The organism is Lysinibacillus sp. GW821-FHT14F06, from assembly GCF_058803665.1.
In genome coordinates this window covers 1-16,695 of sequence record NZ_JBXAPF010000014.1, presented here as the reverse complement: position 1 = coordinate 16,695, position 16,695 = coordinate 1, and the positions used below count along the sequence as shown (strand labels likewise).

General features: G+C 36.2%; 18 protein-coding genes. 2 read left to right on the top strand and 16 right to left on the bottom strand.

Annotation, left to right across the window (positions count from 1 at the left end):
- Nucleotides 1-2 precede the first annotated feature (2 nt).
- The 16 genes from AC1RNS_RS13775 to AC1RNS_RS13700 form a co-directional block, all read right to left on the bottom strand.
- Nucleotides 3-1,697 (bottom strand): motility associated factor glycosyltransferase family protein, encoded by a 1,695-nt coding sequence (locus AC1RNS_RS13775; RefSeq protein WP_492993424.1) that lies wholly within the window; start codon nt 1,695-1,697, stop codon nt 3-5.
- A 97-nt stretch (nt 1,698-1,794) separates the two neighbouring features.
- The gene (locus AC1RNS_RS13770) at nt 1,795-2,607 is read right to left on the bottom strand and encodes a flagellin N-terminal helical domain-containing protein (protein ID WP_492993422.1); all 813 of its coding nucleotides are present in this window, start codon (nt 2,605-2,607) and stop codon (nt 1,795-1,797) included.
- Nucleotides 2,608-2,790: 183 nt separating this feature from the next.
- A complete protein-coding gene (csrA, locus tag AC1RNS_RS13765) occupies nt 2,791-3,012 on the bottom strand; it encodes a carbon storage regulator CsrA (RefSeq protein ID WP_492993420.1) in 222 nt (73 codons plus the stop codon).
- On the bottom strand, nt 3,012-3,455 hold the full coding sequence (fliW, locus tag AC1RNS_RS13760; protein ID WP_492993418.1) for a flagellar assembly protein FliW: 444 nt from the start codon (nt 3,453-3,455) through the stop codon (nt 3,012-3,014). Before fliW ends, csrA begins: the two co-directional genes overlap by 1 nt.
- Nucleotides 3,456-3,470: 15 nt before the next feature.
- On the bottom strand, nt 3,471-4,034 hold the full coding sequence (locus AC1RNS_RS13755) for a DUF6470 family protein (RefSeq protein ID WP_492993416.1): 564 nt from the start codon (nt 4,032-4,034) through the stop codon (nt 3,471-3,473).
- A 111-nt stretch (nt 4,035-4,145) separates the two neighbouring features.
- Nucleotides 4,146-5,069: a flagellar hook-associated protein FlgL gene (flgL, locus tag AC1RNS_RS13750; RefSeq protein ID WP_492993415.1), complete on the bottom strand. Its 924-nt coding sequence runs from the start codon at nt 5,067-5,069 to the stop codon at nt 4,146-4,148.
- A 57-nt stretch (nt 5,070-5,126) separates the two neighbouring features.
- Complete coding sequence (gene flgK / locus AC1RNS_RS13745; RefSeq protein ID WP_492993413.1) at nt 5,127-6,722, bottom strand: flagellar hook-associated protein FlgK; 1,596 nt, start codon at nt 6,720-6,722, stop codon at nt 5,127-5,129.
- 40 nt (nt 6,723-6,762) lie between these two features.
- On the bottom strand, nt 6,763-7,266 hold the full coding sequence (locus AC1RNS_RS13740) for a flagellar protein FlgN (RefSeq protein WP_492993411.1): 504 nt from the start codon (nt 7,264-7,266) through the stop codon (nt 6,763-6,765).
- Nucleotides 7,267-7,293: 27 nt separating this feature from the next.
- Entirely contained in the window at nt 7,294-7,554 is a 261-nt protein-coding gene (gene flgM, locus AC1RNS_RS13735; protein WP_283870814.1) for a flagellar biosynthesis anti-sigma factor FlgM, read from the bottom strand.
- Between the two features lie 121 nt (nt 7,555-7,675).
- Complete coding sequence (locus AC1RNS_RS13730; RefSeq protein ID WP_492993410.1) at nt 7,676-8,089, bottom strand: TIGR03826 family flagellar region protein; 414 nt, start codon at nt 8,087-8,089, stop codon at nt 7,676-7,678.
- 274 nt (nt 8,090-8,363) lie between these two features.
- Nucleotides 8,364-8,954, bottom strand: a complete 591-nt coding sequence (locus AC1RNS_RS13725; RefSeq protein WP_492993409.1) for a ComF family protein — start codon at nt 8,952-8,954, stop codon at nt 8,364-8,366.
- The gene (locus tag AC1RNS_RS13720) at nt 8,951-10,318 is read right to left on the bottom strand and encodes an ATP-dependent helicase ComFA (RefSeq protein WP_492993407.1); all 1,368 of its coding nucleotides are present in this window, start codon (nt 10,316-10,318) and stop codon (nt 8,951-8,953) included. The genes AC1RNS_RS13725 and AC1RNS_RS13720 overlap by 4 nt, the downstream gene beginning before the upstream one ends.
- Before the next feature lie 69 nt (nt 10,319-10,387).
- Nucleotides 10,388-11,230, bottom strand: coding sequence for a DegV family protein (locus AC1RNS_RS13715; RefSeq protein WP_492993406.1), 843 nt, complete (start codon nt 11,228-11,230; stop codon nt 10,388-10,390).
- Between the two features lie 247 nt (nt 11,231-11,477).
- On the bottom strand, nt 11,478-12,023 hold the full coding sequence (locus AC1RNS_RS13710) for a nuclear transport factor 2 family protein (RefSeq protein WP_492993405.1): 546 nt from the start codon (nt 12,021-12,023) through the stop codon (nt 11,478-11,480).
- Nucleotides 12,024-12,276: 253 nt separating this feature from the next.
- Nucleotides 12,277-12,951 (bottom strand): response regulator transcription factor, encoded by a 675-nt coding sequence (locus AC1RNS_RS13705; RefSeq protein ID WP_054770182.1) that lies wholly within the window; start codon nt 12,949-12,951, stop codon nt 12,277-12,279.
- Between the two features lie 36 nt (nt 12,952-12,987).
- Nucleotides 12,988-14,136: a sensor histidine kinase gene (locus AC1RNS_RS13700; RefSeq protein WP_427538868.1), complete on the bottom strand. Its 1,149-nt coding sequence runs from the start codon at nt 14,134-14,136 to the stop codon at nt 12,988-12,990.
- A 165-nt stretch (nt 14,137-14,301) separates the two neighbouring features.
- On the opposite strand from AC1RNS_RS13700, the gene AC1RNS_RS13695 reads away from it, so the two are divergent.
- Nucleotides 14,302-14,937 (top strand): YigZ family protein, encoded by a 636-nt coding sequence (locus AC1RNS_RS13695; RefSeq protein ID WP_492993404.1) that lies wholly within the window; start codon nt 14,302-14,304, stop codon nt 14,935-14,937.
- Nucleotides 14,938-15,084: 147 nt separating this feature from the next.
- Nucleotides 15,085-16,152, top strand: coding sequence for an LCP family protein (locus AC1RNS_RS13690; RefSeq protein WP_492993403.1), 1,068 nt, complete (start codon nt 15,085-15,087; stop codon nt 16,150-16,152).
- Nucleotides 16,153-16,695 lie beyond the last annotated feature (543 nt).

Here is a 16,695-nt window from a genome sequence, read left to right as displayed (position 1 = left end):
ACTCATTTGTATTTTTTTGAATCTTCAATGGTATCTAATGTAAATTTCTTTGTTTTCTCAATAGCTTCTAAAAGCCTTGAATATAATTCTTTGTTTTGATTGTATACTCTTTGATAAGTATCTTTTGAACTCTCATTAAGTGTTGGTTCATAATTTCTTAAAACATCTAAAGTAATAGGATCTGTAATGTAATTCATTGATACTTCTCCGAACTTCTCATTCAAGAATTTATCGATTTTATCTAATTTATTTAAAATATTGCGTTTGAAAGAAACATTTGATTTATTTTGTTCTAGTAGCTTAAGAGCACACTTCAATTCTCTTATCAATTCATTATAGATGTTAATTTGATTACTCATTATTTTTGTAAAAAACTTTATATCGACTTCAAGTTTGTTAGTAATATCATCATTTTTATTCATTAAAATCTGTTTATTTACATATTTATTACAGAATTGAGTAAAGGATAACTGATTCATCCCTTCAATTTTTGCCCCACCTTCAGTACAATTATAAATCATTGAGTCATGATTACTATTTTCATTTAATATCTCAAGGCTTTTTTTCATGGATAAAAATACATAGTCAGTAAGTACTTTGTCTTCAAAATATCCTGAAATTTCAAAGGTTCCTCTTGCTTTAATGAAATCTTCATCAACTTCATTAAAATATTTATTATTTTCAGCATGTGATTTATTGTCAGTGTATGCTAAATCTTGTCCAATTAATGCTATTGGTCCAGTCGTTATAAAGGTAGCAATTGAAAAAGCGAAGTTCGCAACCGATCCTCCTCCTTTTATAAGCGGTAAAGAAATTGATAAAATATGATTGATATGATTTCGATATTCCACACTTTGAAAATCTACAAAAGCATATTGTTCATTTGGAAATTGATTTTGAATTTTATAATGGCTTGTTACTGCATAAATTAATTTTGATTTAATTTTCTTAATATCTTTAAAATGATGATAGTTTTCTATCGCCCCATCTACTGTTACTATATAATCTGGTTCAATGTTTTGTGCTAACAATGAATTAATCGTAGATCCTGATGCAATAATTATAACATGCCTTTGGATTTCCTTGAGCAATGGTAATTGTTTAGTCAAAGATGGGCCACCAGAGGCTATTACTACCGGACAAGAATAATTTTTTTTCAATTTTTCTAAAGAATTACTTCTATATATATTTAATAAATTGTGAATATAATTTTCCTGCCACGCATCCGCAAAGGCACGCACTGTATTTTCATTGACTAAATTTATCATTTGTACATTCTTCACAATTTTCAAAATATTAGCATACTCATTTGGAAGTATTTTATCGTAATTTGGAGAGCAAATCACTTTAATTCTTTTACTTAAATTTTCAAGGGTCATTTCAATTGTTGCTTCTATTTCTGATGCTGTAAACTCAGATATAACTTTAAAATCCTCTTTTTTTTCTTTTAGTAACGGAGAAATAGGATCAATTATAATTAATTTAGATGTCTCATTAATTTTATTTTGTAAAGCCTCTGCTATGTAGCCTAGACCATAGCCAAATAATACATATACAATATTTGGATCAAAATTTTTTTCAACAATTCTTAACGCCTCTTGCATTGGATCATATTTACTATGTATTAGAAAACCATTAATTGTGGCTGTCTCTAAATTATTTTTAGCTAAAAAATATTCAATCTTATAATTAGTCAATTCTTTTCACCTCTTCCTTTTTATCGTCAACAATTTTAAAAAATAAAGGAATCTGTTCAAAAATTGAACAGATTCCTTTTCACTTAAATATTATTTGTTATTGTAATAATTGTAGAACGCCTTGAGGCTGCTGGTTAGCTTGCGCTAACATAGATTGTGCTGCTTGCATTAAGATATTGTTCTTAGTGAAGCCCATCATTTCTTTCGCCATATCTGTATCGCGGATACGTGATTCAGCAGCAGTTAAGTTCTCAGAAGTTGCACCTAAGTTGTTAATTGTATGCTCTAAACGGTTTTGAACAGCACCTAAATCAGAACGAGTAGCAGAAACTTTCTTCAATGCATCATTGATTTTTGTAATTGCATTATCAGCAGCAGATTGCTTTGAAATATCGATATTTTTTACGCCAAGAGCAGATGCGCCCATATTAGCAACAGAAAGTTTAATATTTTGTTTCTCATTCGCTCCAATATGGAATACTTTACCTTTGAATGAACCATTTAGTAATTTCTGCGTGTTGAATTCTGTATCTGTAGAAATACGTGTAATTTCTTCAGATAAAGCATTAATTTCTTTTTGAATATCATTACGATCTGCTGATACGTTTGTATCGTTAGCAGATTGTACTGCTAATTCACGCATACGTTGTAGGATTGCGTGTGTTTCGTTAAGTGCACCTTCAGCAGTTTGGATTAAAGAAATTGAATCTTGCGCGTTTTTAGTTGCCATATCAAGACCACGGATTTGTCCACGCATTTTTTCAGAGATTGCTAAACCAGCAGCGTCATCGCCCGCACGGTTGATTTTGTAACCTGAAGATAACTTTTCAAGATTTTTAGAAGCTGACGTGTTGTTGAAAGTAAGGTTACGGTGTGTGTTTAAAGCTGAAATGTTGTGTTGAATTCTCATTTGGAATTCCTCCTTGAATAATTGTTTTTTGTTATTCCACATCCGTGTGGAATTAGGATTAGGCAGTTATGTACTCCCTGCACCTTACAATCTATATATCGTATTAAATTGGAAATGTTTAATAGTTTTTTAGAAAGATTTTTTATTTTTTTATGTAAAATATTTAAACAACTCAAATTGCATTTATTGTTTTTTCTTTAATTGCTCAAAGAAGTCTGAAGACATGGAAAGTGCTTCCTTGTTCTGGGCTTGGATAGCCTCAAAAACCTCCGAACGGTGTACTTTAACTGTTTTAGGTGCGACAATTCCAATTTTAATTTGTTCACCCTCAATAGCTAATATTTTTATTTCAATTTGGTCGCCAATCATGATGGACTCATCTTTTTTACGGGAAAGGACTAGCATTATTTCGCACTTCCTTCCAATGCTTGCAGTGGATAGCGTAGAGGGTAGGTTTTATTATCTTGCAGGACAATTTGCTTCCCACACTTTGCTCCGATATTGATGATGACAGGAGCTAATAAATTAATGGTAGAATCCTGTAATGTTTCCTTCATTGTAACAATTGCATATGTTAGGACATCCTCTTGTTTTTCAATTTGCAGCTGCTCACGATCCTCTTCGCTAATATCAAAGCTATAATCCTTTTTAAAAGCAAATGGGAAGGCCACTACGAAACCAATATCTGTATTATTAATCGATTGAAGCATCGCTAAAGGAAGATCTGCATCAAGAGGTAACAACACAAATTTTTTTTCATCCTCTAATCCAAGTAAACCATGTTCAAACTTTATGATATCCTTTTCTGAAATTTCAATTTCTCCTAAAAACTTCGTTTCAATTTTCATTATTTATACGCTCCTTTAAATGATAACGTCAATGTCAACATCTGGTCTTTGTACCATTGTACCAGTTACTTTTCCTGGGGTGTATTCGTGTATTGGTTTGTTCACCTTAGCGTCAATTATAGGCTCTCTACGTTGAACATTGACATCAGTTGTACCTGGTGTATAGTTGATTTTAACTGATCCTACCGATGGAACAAATTTAATATTAAATTGTACTCGATGGGGGCCATGATTTTGTTTTGCGATATTCTGTATTATCGAGCGCCCTTGCCCCTTCCCAGATCCCTCCATTATTTGACGTCCCTCTTTTGCCCTTCTTGCTATCCCTTTGAGTGCCTCTTGTTTACCTTTTTCTGCATAGTTTGCACTTGATTCCAATGGTCCAATCATTCCTATATCTCTTCTAGCCTGTGAAGAGTCGATTTTCAAAATACCTCTTGTTGTATTAATATCTAAGATAGCAGCTGGTTGTTCAATATGCTGTGTAGCTTGTGGCTGTTTAATATATTGTTGGGGTTTGGCAATATGAAGATCAATCTTTGCATCTGTAGTACGAATTTGAATTTGAGGGAGTCTCATCTACATCTCTCCTTTCAAGAAAAGCGTCTGAACAAAATTGTCCAAACGCCTTATTGTTCATGATAGAGTTAGCCCTTGACGGTTCGCTTCGGGGCAGAACCTTAGTAGATTTTATCTTATAAAATCTACTAAGGTTTGCTGAATAATTTTCGCACCTACTGATAATGCAGCCTGATGAATAGATTCATTGGTCACCATTTCTGTAATGGCCTTAGAGTAATCTACAGACTCAGTATCTCTAAGTTGCTTTGTCACACTGACCTCACGGATACCTAAGCGATTCTCCATCATCTCAATACGATTTTGACGGGCGCCTACATCAGCCTGCGCTTCCAAAACTTTATTATGCATCGTTGTAATGTCATCATTAGTACTTGATGATGAGACTCCACCAAGCATATCACCAATCTCTTGACCAGTTTTACTTGGGTCCCCTAATAAACCAGATATTTTCCCCATCATATCATCTATACTTTTAAATAAATCTTTACCTGGTGTATTAACTTGAATTTGAATACCATCATAAATTTCTATATTGACAGCTTCATTAGGGGCATTTAGAGCAGGGTTAATTTCCTTACCGCCCCCAGCTGCTGGCGTAAACAATGGCTGATTCGTATTTGTTCCACTAAAAAGGTAGCTACCACCAATATTTGTGTTTCCAACATCCTGAATCTGCTGGCGAATTTGATCAATCTCCATTTTGATTTTTTCGCGATCCTCTGGTGTATTCGAATCTGTAGCTGCTTGAATAACAAGCTCACGAACACGCTTCATTTGCTCGCCAACCTGATTCAAAGATTCGTCAGATGAATCTAACCAATTACTTGCTGTTATCATATTGCGTGTGTATTGCTCAACCTTTGCTAAATCTCGGCGATAGCCCATTCCATTTACTGCTACTACTGGGTCATCTGATGGACGGGTAATTTTAGAGCCTGAGTTAATTTGGTCCTGAAGCTTTGACATTTTGCCATAGCTTTTATTTAAATTTAACAGCATATTACTTGAAAGCATTGATTGTGTTACGCGCATTTTAATAAAACTCCCTTCTTATTAGTCATAGAGTTGTTCTCCATAAATTGATTATTTTTATAGACCTACTCGACCCATACCATTAATAATTTTATCTAATGTTTCATCAACAACAGTAATCATACGGGCATTAGCGTTATACGCTTGCTGGAAGGTAATCATATTTGTCATTTCTTCATCTAATGAAACCGAGCTCACCGAATCACGATTATTTGACACTGTTAAACGTTGAGACTCAAAAGTTGCAGCTAGACGTAGAGCTTCTTCACCATCTACACCAATTTTCCCAACAATCCCTTGATAAAATGATTGCATCGTTGCATTTCCAATAGAGGCATACAATTTATGTTGCATATTAGCAAGTTCATAAGCATGCTTACCATCACCTTCCTGAGTAATCCCAGAGGATGCTGCTAAAAGGTTTGGATTATTTTTAATGGCTTCATTAAATTTAATACCCCCTGCACCTGTACCTGCACCTAAAAAGAAAATTCCCCCATTAGTGGAAGGCGTAGTTACAACCCCATTAGAATCTTTTTGCTCTAATGTATAGCCATTTGCATGCAGTTTATTAAATTCTTCAATAAAGGCATTCGCTAACTGGTCTAATTTTTCTAATGTTTCAGGGTAGTATCCCTTTATTCCACTAGTACTTTGGTAACCATAGGAATTAATAAGGGATAGTAATTTTCCTTTTGAAGCTTCGAAATCCTGTTGTCCAATTGCTGCTTGGGAGCTAGTGACAGTTCCCGCTTCATGATCCTCTAACGATTCAATATCTGTTAATTGTAATTCTGAAAATACATTGGTAATATCATCGCCAGTGACTTTACTCCCTTTAGTTCCCATTGCCGTAAACTGCGCAAAATCTTTTCCATCTACTAAATTTCTGATAACACCATCAGTACCTTTAAACGTTATTTTCAAGCTACCTTCAGCAACCTCAGAAGCAACACCAGCAGAAGGAACACGTTCAATTGAGACAGGTATGTACTCATTTAATTTATCTACTAATACATCACGAACATCGTATAAATCATTTGGTACATGCCCATTTGGCTCCACTTCTTGGATTTGTTTATTAACGGCTGCAATTTGCTTTAGTATAGTATTAATTTGGGTTGTAGAGACACCTAGTTCTTTCCCAAGATTGCCTTGAATCGTTTTTAATTGTGTATCAATGGTGTTGAAAGACTCTGCTAGATGTTCTGCACGACCAATAGCTACTTTACGTGCTGCTGCGTCTGCTGGCTTATTACCAACATCCTCAAGACCTTTCCAAAACTGGGCAAATGCCTTGTCTAAACCAAATTCAGTTGGTTCGTTAATAATATCTTCCATTTGAGAGATGGCCTTTGTTCTTGATTCCCAATAGCCAAATTTATTGGTTTCTTGACGATATTGGCGATCAATAAATTCATCACGAATACGTTGAATTGACCCTGCCTCTACCCCTGTTCCAAGATGACCTGGATAGATTGGCTGATTTAAACCTGCCGTTGGAAAGCCTGGAGTGGCCTGCATATTTACTCGTTGACGAGAGTATCCCAATGTATTGGCGTTGGAAATATTATGTCCAGTTGTATATAAAGCTGTTTGCTGTGTAAATAAACCACGTTTACTTGCCTCTAAGCCCATAAATGTTGAGCGCATTTCTTTTCCTCCCTTTAATAACCTCTATTTTCTAGAAAATTTACGCTTGTGAATCAAAATATGATTTTTTGCCCATGGTATTTGTGCCTCGCACCTCATTACCAGAGTAGTTAAATTGCTCTTGACGAGGGGGACGTACAGCATCTAGTGTAAGATTCACAATTTGTAATGATTGAAATACTAATTTTTGATTGAGATCATTTTGCTTTTTTAAGTCATTGATGATGTGCAATAAGCGATTGCGAACTGCTGTTAGTGTGTCTTTTTCAGTCTGTTGCTCAGCAGCATCGATGACATCTGCGACAGTTGTTTTGTCAGTGGTAGCAAGTCCTTTTGCTCCAAGGTAGTCCGTTACCTGTTTCTGACGCTGTTGCTCGAGCTTATCGATTGCCGCTACATGGGCTTGCTCGTCCTTGAGCATTTGATCCAGTGCTTCGATATCGCCAACTGTAATAATTTCCGTTTTTTTGTTAGCTAGTTCCAGTAAGCTTTTATGCATTCTTTCTAGCTTTGTTAATGTAGAACAAATCGTTTCTATAGACATATTGCTAAACACCCTTTCTATTATTCCTTAGAAACGATAGTATTTCAGCATATCTTCTGCAACCTGACGAGCATTGACCTTATATTCGCCAGAAGCAATATCTTCCTTTAATTGTTGTACGCGTTCAGCACGCTCAGTACTGTATGTTGAAATCCCTTGCATATTCTGTGCAGCCTTTGAAATTTCGATTTTATCCGCAAAAGATGCCTTATTATCGCCTGATTTTACATTGCGAACTTGATTTTTATAAGCGTTTACTGCATTGATGCCATAAGATGTAATTTTCATTTTTTCCCCTCCAATCTAAAAAGCTTATCTTCCTATTATTTCGGTTTGTCTTGAATAATGTTAAGTTTTCAAACATAAAAAAGTGTGCTAATTTTGTTTAAAATTACCACACTTTCTGCCTTTATCGTTTTCGTTCAGAGTGATATGTGACGCGATCACGCTGTTCTACGCTATCACGGAACTCCTTAGCTGCTTCGAATGTTCGAAGCTCTGACTTCAGCTCATCCTGACATTTTGAACAAAGCTTGCCTTTTGTTGTAAGGTGCCCGCAGTTATCACATGGGTAGCCTAGGTTAGGAAACATGGCTGGCTGTAAACGACCTTTGCGCACCCATTTATATAATAACTCTTCCTCAGCTCCTGTCGCCTCTACAATACGTTCCACTGTTGCGGCACGGTTTTCACGTTTACGTAAAAAGCGATAAACGATTTGATAAAGCTCTTCTTCAGATTGAGCACATTTATGACATACTTCTCTGACACCTATATAATTAAAAAATTCATTACACTTTGGACAATTCCGAACCTCTGCCATCTACTCTTCCTCCTCTGTATCAATTTCGCCTTGGCGTAATTGCGTCTGGATTTTGAATTGTGCCTGCACAATTCATTCCTTTGAAAATCCGTGACATCCGCCGGAGGCTTTATCTTCATTCAGTAAGTGTTGGGACACCCACTGAAAAGAAACCAAAATCGCATTCATCTAAACACCTGTAGAGGTGGGAGTCTTCTACTGAATGAAGATAAATAACAGTTATCTGCGATTTCTTCTATACTCGTTATCTATTATACATGATGCATTAGCATTTTCATCCATTAATTAATGTGAAGCATTGAACACTTTTTGCACCCGCATTTACTAAAATCTCAGTAGCATGCCGTAAAGTTGTTCCTGTAGTTTTTATATCGTCAAAAAGAAGATATTCTTTATGCTCTACGTAAGCTCCATCCATTAGACAAAATAACGGAGCCACCTGTATGCGTTCCTCTCTATTTTTGGCACTTTGCGTTTCGGTTGTAGTTTTTTCTAATAGTTGAATATATGGAATATTCGCTGCTTTTAATAGTTCCTCCATATGCGAGAAGGTTCGCTCTTTTTGTTTGAGAGGGTGCATAGGAATCGGGATAATAATGGCTTTTTCATGTTTGAAACGAGCATAAAGCTCCTGTCGAAATACTTTTGCCAGTGCAACATCCTGAAGGAATTTATACTGATGTAAATATTCCTTCATAGCATTATTATATTGATAAAGAGCCGTTGCTGATTGGGAATTTTCAAAGCGTGCCGAGCACTTTTCACATATAGTTGGTTGAAATTGTTTAGTTAATAGAGTTGTCCATGAGATGGTATGCTGCAAAGGCTGTGCACATAATAAACAATGTGTGTCTATTTTATTCATTGAGGAAAGCCTTTCATATTGTAAGTCAGAATTTTCGTTCGTGCATCATCCATTTCAACCGTAATCCCATGATGGAAAAATACAATATCTCCGCTTGCAAATTCAGCGTTTCGTCCAACCCGTCCAGCTATTTGTATAAGTGCACTAGAATTAAAAATGGTGGATTCTGCCCCAACGACCGCCACCTGCACATTCTTAATCGTAATTCCACGTTCTAGAATAGTGGTTGTCAGCAATCCTCTAACTTCTTCATTACGCAGTTTAAGAACCTTCTCTTTATGCTCAGGATCTTCAGCATGTACTGTGGTAATGCTGGCATCTAATGCCTGAAAAAGTGGTACAGCTACTTTCATTAACTCTACCTTTGGAAAGAATATTAGAAATGGCTCTTTTTGTACTAGACGCTCCTCAGTCCATTGTTTTAGTTTTGGTGGGATTTTCCCTCGTTTAAAGCATTTTTCATAGCTCCATAAAGAACGAAATCTTGGGACAGGTAACGGATAATTATGATAACGTTTTGGGATAAAGGAGTAACTGTTATTTTGATACTGATGAAGTAGCTTTTGAGAAGGTGTTGCAGTGACAAATACTACTGGGGTATCTTTCCTTTTAGCTTTTTTCACAGCTCTTTGTAAGGTTTCATCAAATGTATATGGAAAAGCATCTGCCTCATCAACAATCATCACATCAAAGGCTTGCTCAAAGCGATAAAGCTGATGTGTAGTTGCTAATATAAGCTGTGCATAGCCTTCCTGCTTCGGTGCCCCACCATATAAGGCATGGATTATTGTGCCAGGGAAAGCCTTTTGAAAGCGAGGAAATAGTTCTAGTACTACATCTGTACGTGGTGTTGCAATGCATACACGCAAGCCTTGTTCTAAAGCATAATGAATCGAAGGGAAAAGCAGCTCTGTTTTTCCTGCACCACATACAGCATGGATCAGATGAGAGCGCTTTGCTTTTATGCTTTCTAGTATTTCATTTGCTGCTTGCTGTTGAAGCACTGTAAATTGACCAGTCCATTCTAAAGTGTGCTTTCTTATTCTAATTGCACGAGGGCCTATCCAGATAAGCAGCTCTGTACAGCTACTTACTCTCCCCATATGAAGACAATGTCTACAATAAATACACAATTGCTCGCATTTTGAGCAATCAAACGTTGTAAATTGCTGAGGGTTTTGATTATGACAACGATTGCATTTTAAATGTGGCTCTTTTTGAATTCCTTCTATTATATGGAAGTAATTGCATTCGATAATTCTTTTGATATCATCTTTTGTAAACGGTGAATGCTCCTTAAGCCAAATACGCCCTTCATGGAAATCCCTCAATGCAGGTGTTAATAACCAACCTCTATATTTCATTTTTTCTCCTTTCGATACGAAATAAAAACAGTCTCCACAAATATCATGTAGAGACTGTTTTAATCTAAGTTATTTTTTTGTCCAGCCCAGCCCCATAGAGCCCTCACCTAAGTGCGTACCAATAACAGGACCAAAATAGCTTAATGTAAAGTTCACGTTTGGGTAGGTTGATGCTAATTGTGCTAGCCATTCTTCTGCCTCAGATTGGCAATTGCCATGAATCACAACCGCATCCATTGCTTGATATTTCCTCGCATCCTCAGCTAATAGGTCCTCAGCACGTTTTAATGCCTTTTTACGTGTGCGAATTTTTTCAAAAGGGACAATAACCTTGTCAACGAAATGCAGAACTGGCTTAACCTGCAATAAGCCCCCAATTAAAGCAGCTGCAGAAGATAGACGTCCCCCACGCTGTAAGTGCGCTAAGTCATCTACAATGAAGTAAGCACGAGTATATTGCTTCATGTCCGCCAATGTAGCAAGTATTTCTTGTGCTGAAAAACCTTGTGCTGCCATTTCAGCTGCTCGTAATACATAAAAGCCCTGTACGGCACAAGATATTTCACTATCAAAGGTAAGAACATCAATGCCTTCCACCAAATCTCCAGCTTGAACTGCCCCTTGATACGTCCCGCTAATACCACTCGATAAATGAATAGATATGACCGCATCATAATCTTTTGCAAGCTCTTCAAAGAGAGTGGCAAATTCTCCAATTGGAGGCTGTGTTGTTTTTGGGAATTCTTTTGCCCCACGCACCTTATCATAAAATTCAGATGCCGTGATATCTACTTCTTCAGCAAATAATTGTCCTGAGATATTTACACTTAACGGAATCATATGAATGTTTAAGCGTGCTCGTTCTTCAGGTGTAATATATGCCGTACTATCTGTTACGATTGCCGTCCTCATCCATGTCCACTCTCCTATTCTTCATAGTTTACAATAAAAAGAAATGAATGTGAAATGAATTACGGCCATACGTAAATTCGTCCAATTTTCGAATAGGAAACAAAATTTACTTTCCGTTATTCTAGATTTTTGCTAGAGAACTAGCATCCATTTCACATTCATTTTCTATGTATAGTCAGATTCTTACTTTAGAGGATATCTTCATCTGGTTCATTCTTTATTGAATAAAATGAAGATATTCCCCCTGCTATTTACCAGTTGTTGATTTCGTGTCATCTCCGATATAAAAGATACTCGTTACCTTCCAGCTTCCATCTTCTTTGACGAATACTGTTACTTGTTGACCTACACTCTCATGCTTTACTTTTGTTTTCAATTCAACTAAATGCACTGTCATATTTGTATGGATCTGTGCTTCTTCTTCACTATATTTTATAATTGTTGTATCTTTAACATCTCTTTTAACGTCAGACTGTTCAAAAACTTCTTTTGTGCGTTTTTTGTCTTCTTCATAATCGAAACCTTTTGGATTCTTTGAGATCGTTTGCATATAACGATCAAGGTCTTCTGCATTGAAAGCTGCAATATATTCATCAAACGCTGCTAATATTGCTTTTTCTTCATCAGAAGGAACATTTTCTGCCTTTGTGATTTTCCCATCATTCATTTCAAACCCAGCAGTACCTTCATCAATGATTTTCTGTCTTTCTTCCACACTCATATCTTCATTTTTATTACTACAGGCAGTTAGTATTAATAAGGTAAAAACTGCCAGAATACTTTGCTTTAACATCCAAAAACCTCCCGCGCATATTGTAGCATATAAATGCCGTCGTAGGAATTTTGTTGTGCATTTTCTACATTTAGGTGCTACATCTTTCTTATGACGCTCATGATTTTAAAATGTTGCACCATTTAAATGTTCTCTTCAATCAAATTGTTACGCTTTTCATCAACGAGTCCATGTCATAAATAAAAACTGCTTTAAAAACTACTAAAATGATTAAGTAATTTTTTAAAACAGCTTTTATAGTAAATCTATGCAATTATCGTACTTCTACCCAGCCGTTTTTAATAGCAGTAACAACAGCTTGTGTACGGTCGTTAACATTCATTTTTTGTAATATGCTAGAAACATGGTTTTTAACTGTTTTTTCAGAGATAAACAGTGTTTCGCCAATTGTACGATTTGATTGACCATCCGTTAATAACTGCAATACCTCACATTCACGCTTTGTTAATAAATGGAATGGACGACGAATTTCTGCTTGATGGAAGTTTCCTTTATTTTCATGCTCAGAAAGACGGCGGAATTCTGCTACTAAATTTTTAGTAACTTTCGGATGTAAATAAGAACCACCGTTTGCTACTACCTTAATCGCTTCAACGATTTCATCCGCATCCATCTCTTTTAGCATATAGCCAAGAGCACCTGATTTTAGTGCGTGTGTTACATAAGTTTCATCATCATGAATAGAAAGCATAATAACCTTTGCATCAGGGAACTCATTAATTAATTCCGCTGTAGCCTCTACTCCATTTTTGCCTGGCATATTAATATCCATTAGTACAACATCTGGTTGGTTATCAGCATATAAGGACACCACATCCGTACCATCATCACCTTCTGCTACTACATCGAACGTATCTTCAAAATCTAAAATACGTTTTACTCCTTCACGGAATAGCTGGTGATCGTCTACAATAATAATCTTCGTCATTTGTCTTTACCCCCTAGATTTCTACAACAATTACTTTTATTCGACTTCTAACGGAATTTTAAATAGTACCGTAGTGCCGCGGTTTATTTCACTTTCAATTGAGATTGTACCATCCAGTATTTCGATACGCTCTCGCATTCCTAAAATCCCAAATGAATGGTCTTTCACTACTTGTGGGTCAAACCCCATACCATCATCTTTTACGACAATATTCACGGCATTTCTCAGCCACTCAAGTTTTACCCAAATATCCTTACATTTTCCGTGTTTCATGGCATTAGTGACACATTCCTGCACTAATCGGAAAATAGAGACTTCATAATTAGAAGGTATACGCTTTTCAGTGCTTCTCGATTGGAAATGAATTTCAACACCAGGATTGTATTCCGTCACTGTCGATAAATACTTTTTTAATGTCGGAACAATTCCCAGATCATCAAGTGCCATTGGTCGTAAATCATAGATGATACGTCGTACCTCGGATAATGCATTACGCACGGTTTTCTTTAAATCGGCAATTTCAGCCAAAGCATATTCAATACCCTTTTCGCGGTATGTTCTTTCGATTAAATCCGTACGCATTAATACATTTGCCAGCATTTGAGCAGGTCCATCATGAATTTCCCTTGATAAACGTTTACGCTCTTCTTCCTGTGCAGCGATAATACGTATACCAAAATCTTGTTTCATCTTTGCTTGTTCAAGTGCTAGTCCAACATTTTTTAAATCTGACGTTAAGTAATTCAAAACGACATTTACTTGATTGACAATATGATCTGCACGTTCTATCGTATCGAGTAAACCTCTTAATCTTCTCTCGAGATCATCTCTTTTATCACGTAGTTGCTTTTCTTGTGTTTTAATAACGGAGAGCTTTAGTTGAAAATCATGCGCAGTTTCATATGCATCTCTAACTTGTTCTTCGGTATAATTATCAAAAGCTTTACTCACCAACACAAGTCTTTGCTTTGCAAGCTGTGTGCTTTTTTCTAAAGCATCGCCTTCATCAATGACAATTGAAATTTGTTTTCTAACAATTTCTAGCTCTCTTTGCATATCTTCAAAGCTTCTTCGGCTTTGTTCACTTATAATAAAGATATCATCTTTTGAGCTCATGATTGTTTCTAACATTCGATTAAATACGTCATCAAGCGACTTTAAATCGAAGGTATCATTTGAAAACATAGTGTACTCCCCAGTCTAATGTCTTATGATTACTTACTTTTTTAATAGACCATTTTCATATATTCTACAGTCTACACCTATTATAGCATCACAATGATAAAAATTAATGCTTTTTCTTCATGAAAATTATAGAATAAAACCCTAGATTAAAGGAGAATGTCACATATGAGAGAAAATTATTTAACTGTAAAAGGATATGGAGAAAGCGAAATAGTAATATCTAAATCTCGCTTTCTTACTTATATAGAACGTGCAGAAACCGAAGAGGATGCAATTTCTTTTATTGATCGCATAAAAAAATTGCACCATAATGCCACTCATAATTGCTCTGCTTATCTAATTGGTGAGCATGATCATATTCAAAAGGCTAATGATGACGGGGAACCTAGTGGTACAGCTGGCGTCCCTATGTTAGAGGTCCTTAAGAAACAGGGCTTAAAGGATACAGTCGTTGTGGTCACACGTTACTTTGGTGGCATAAAACTTGGCGGTGGCGGACTTATCCGCGCATATGGTAAAGCAACAACAGAAGGATTACTTGCGGCACAAGTCGTTGAACGCAAACTTCACCATATTATGAAAATTGCTATTGACTATACTTGGCTTGGTAAAGTAGAGAACGAAATTCGAGGTTCTTCGTATACGTTAGAGGAAATTCGATATTTGGAAGGCGTAGATATCATTGTATCTGTGTTAAAAGAAGAGGAAGAACAGTTTCGAAACTGGGTAACAGAAATGACAAACGGGCAGGCGAATATTTCTTTTGAAGAAGCCCGATTTATCGAATTTGTTGTGAAATAAATAGTTTTAATTGTCGAAAGCTCAATATCCATAGTATAATTTTAATATTGAGCTATTTTATCGATCACACATTCTTTTAGTTTATTTGATAAAAACTTAGTTTCATCGCACTATTATTCCCAAAATTCAGAGGAGAATATACTAAATATGAAAAATAGAATAAATAAAAAAAACAAGAAGAGCTCTTCTAAAACTTCTTTAATTATAAAAGTAGCCCTTCTTCTTGTGGCTAGTTTACTAATTTGCGTATCGGCTTATGGTGTTTATATTACGAAGCAAGCGGAGCACGCAGCAAATTCAGCACATGAAGAATTAGAAGGTCGAGAGGTTTCTACACTGCGAGAAGAAAAAGTAGAGCCTGTACATGATAATGTGTCCATCTTGTTTGTCGGCGTGGATGATAGCGAAAATCGCGGTCAAGGCTCTGATAACTCTCGTTCTGATGCACTTATTTTAGCAACACTAAACAATAAAACTAAAACGATTAAAATGTTAAGCATTCCTCGCGATTCTTACGTTTATATCCCAAAAGTAGGTTATGAGGATAAAATTACTCATGCTCATGCATATGGTGGCACGCTGGCAACAATCGAAACAGTAGAAAAGCTATTAAATGTTCCAATCGATTATTACGTTCGTATGAATTTTAATGCCTTTATCGATGTGGTGGATGCATTAGGTGGCATTGAAGCAGAAGTACCATATAAGTTACACGAAAAGGATGAATTTGACCGAAATTCTATTAATCTACAACCTGGTCTGCAGCATTTAAATGGTAGCCAAGCTCTAGCTCTAGCTCGAACACGTAAGCAGGATAGTGATATTGAACGTGGCAAACGTCAGCAAGAAATATTAACAGCCATAATCAATAAAGTTGCTTCTGTTAACTCCATTACAAAATACGATGATGTTATTAGAGCACTTGGTGATAACATGAAGACCAATATGACATTTACTGAAATGAAGTCATTCCTATCCTATTTAACGCAAGGCATGAGTATACCACGTATTGATTCTTTAACATTAGACGGTGCTGACGATACGTCTACTGGTGTTTATTACTATCAATTAAATCAGCAATCAGTTGATGAAATATCTGAAATACTTAACAACCATCTTGACGTCAATAAAACGTCTTCAAGCTTAACAAATAATGCTCAAGATAAAGTGAACGCAGCTGGGGATGAAACAACAGATAATAGAAACGCCCAATAACTAATAAGTGCCTTTCCACGATGAATTTGTGGAAGGGCTTTTATATGTAATACTTTTGAGAAGACTTAAAATGTTTTGTGTCGTCTCAATTTTAACTAGCTATCTTGGGTTATGGAGATTTGAGTTTAGCAACCTGAGCGGTTTGAATCTATATCTGAGCAAGTTTTTCAAAACCCGAGCTTTTTGATTCATTACCGAGCAATTTTCTATTGGATCTGAGCAGTTTTCTTAGCTAACTGAGCAATACTCCACCACACCCGAGCGTTTTTCATCAATACCTGAGCAGTTTCTTGCCACACCCGAGCTTTATGTGTCGTCACCCGAGTGATTTTCACTTGAACCTGAGCACTTCTCTTCGTTGCCTAGCAATTTCCACCCTCCATTGACTACTCTCTGTCCGATTTCATATCCAGAATCCCATCGTTCTCTGCACCACAAAATATCCCCTAAAAATATAATTTCAAACAATCAGAACCACCAGTCTAACTGGTGGTTTGCTCTACGCGTGAAACGCTGGGGTACTGGCCCATGTCTAAAGACACA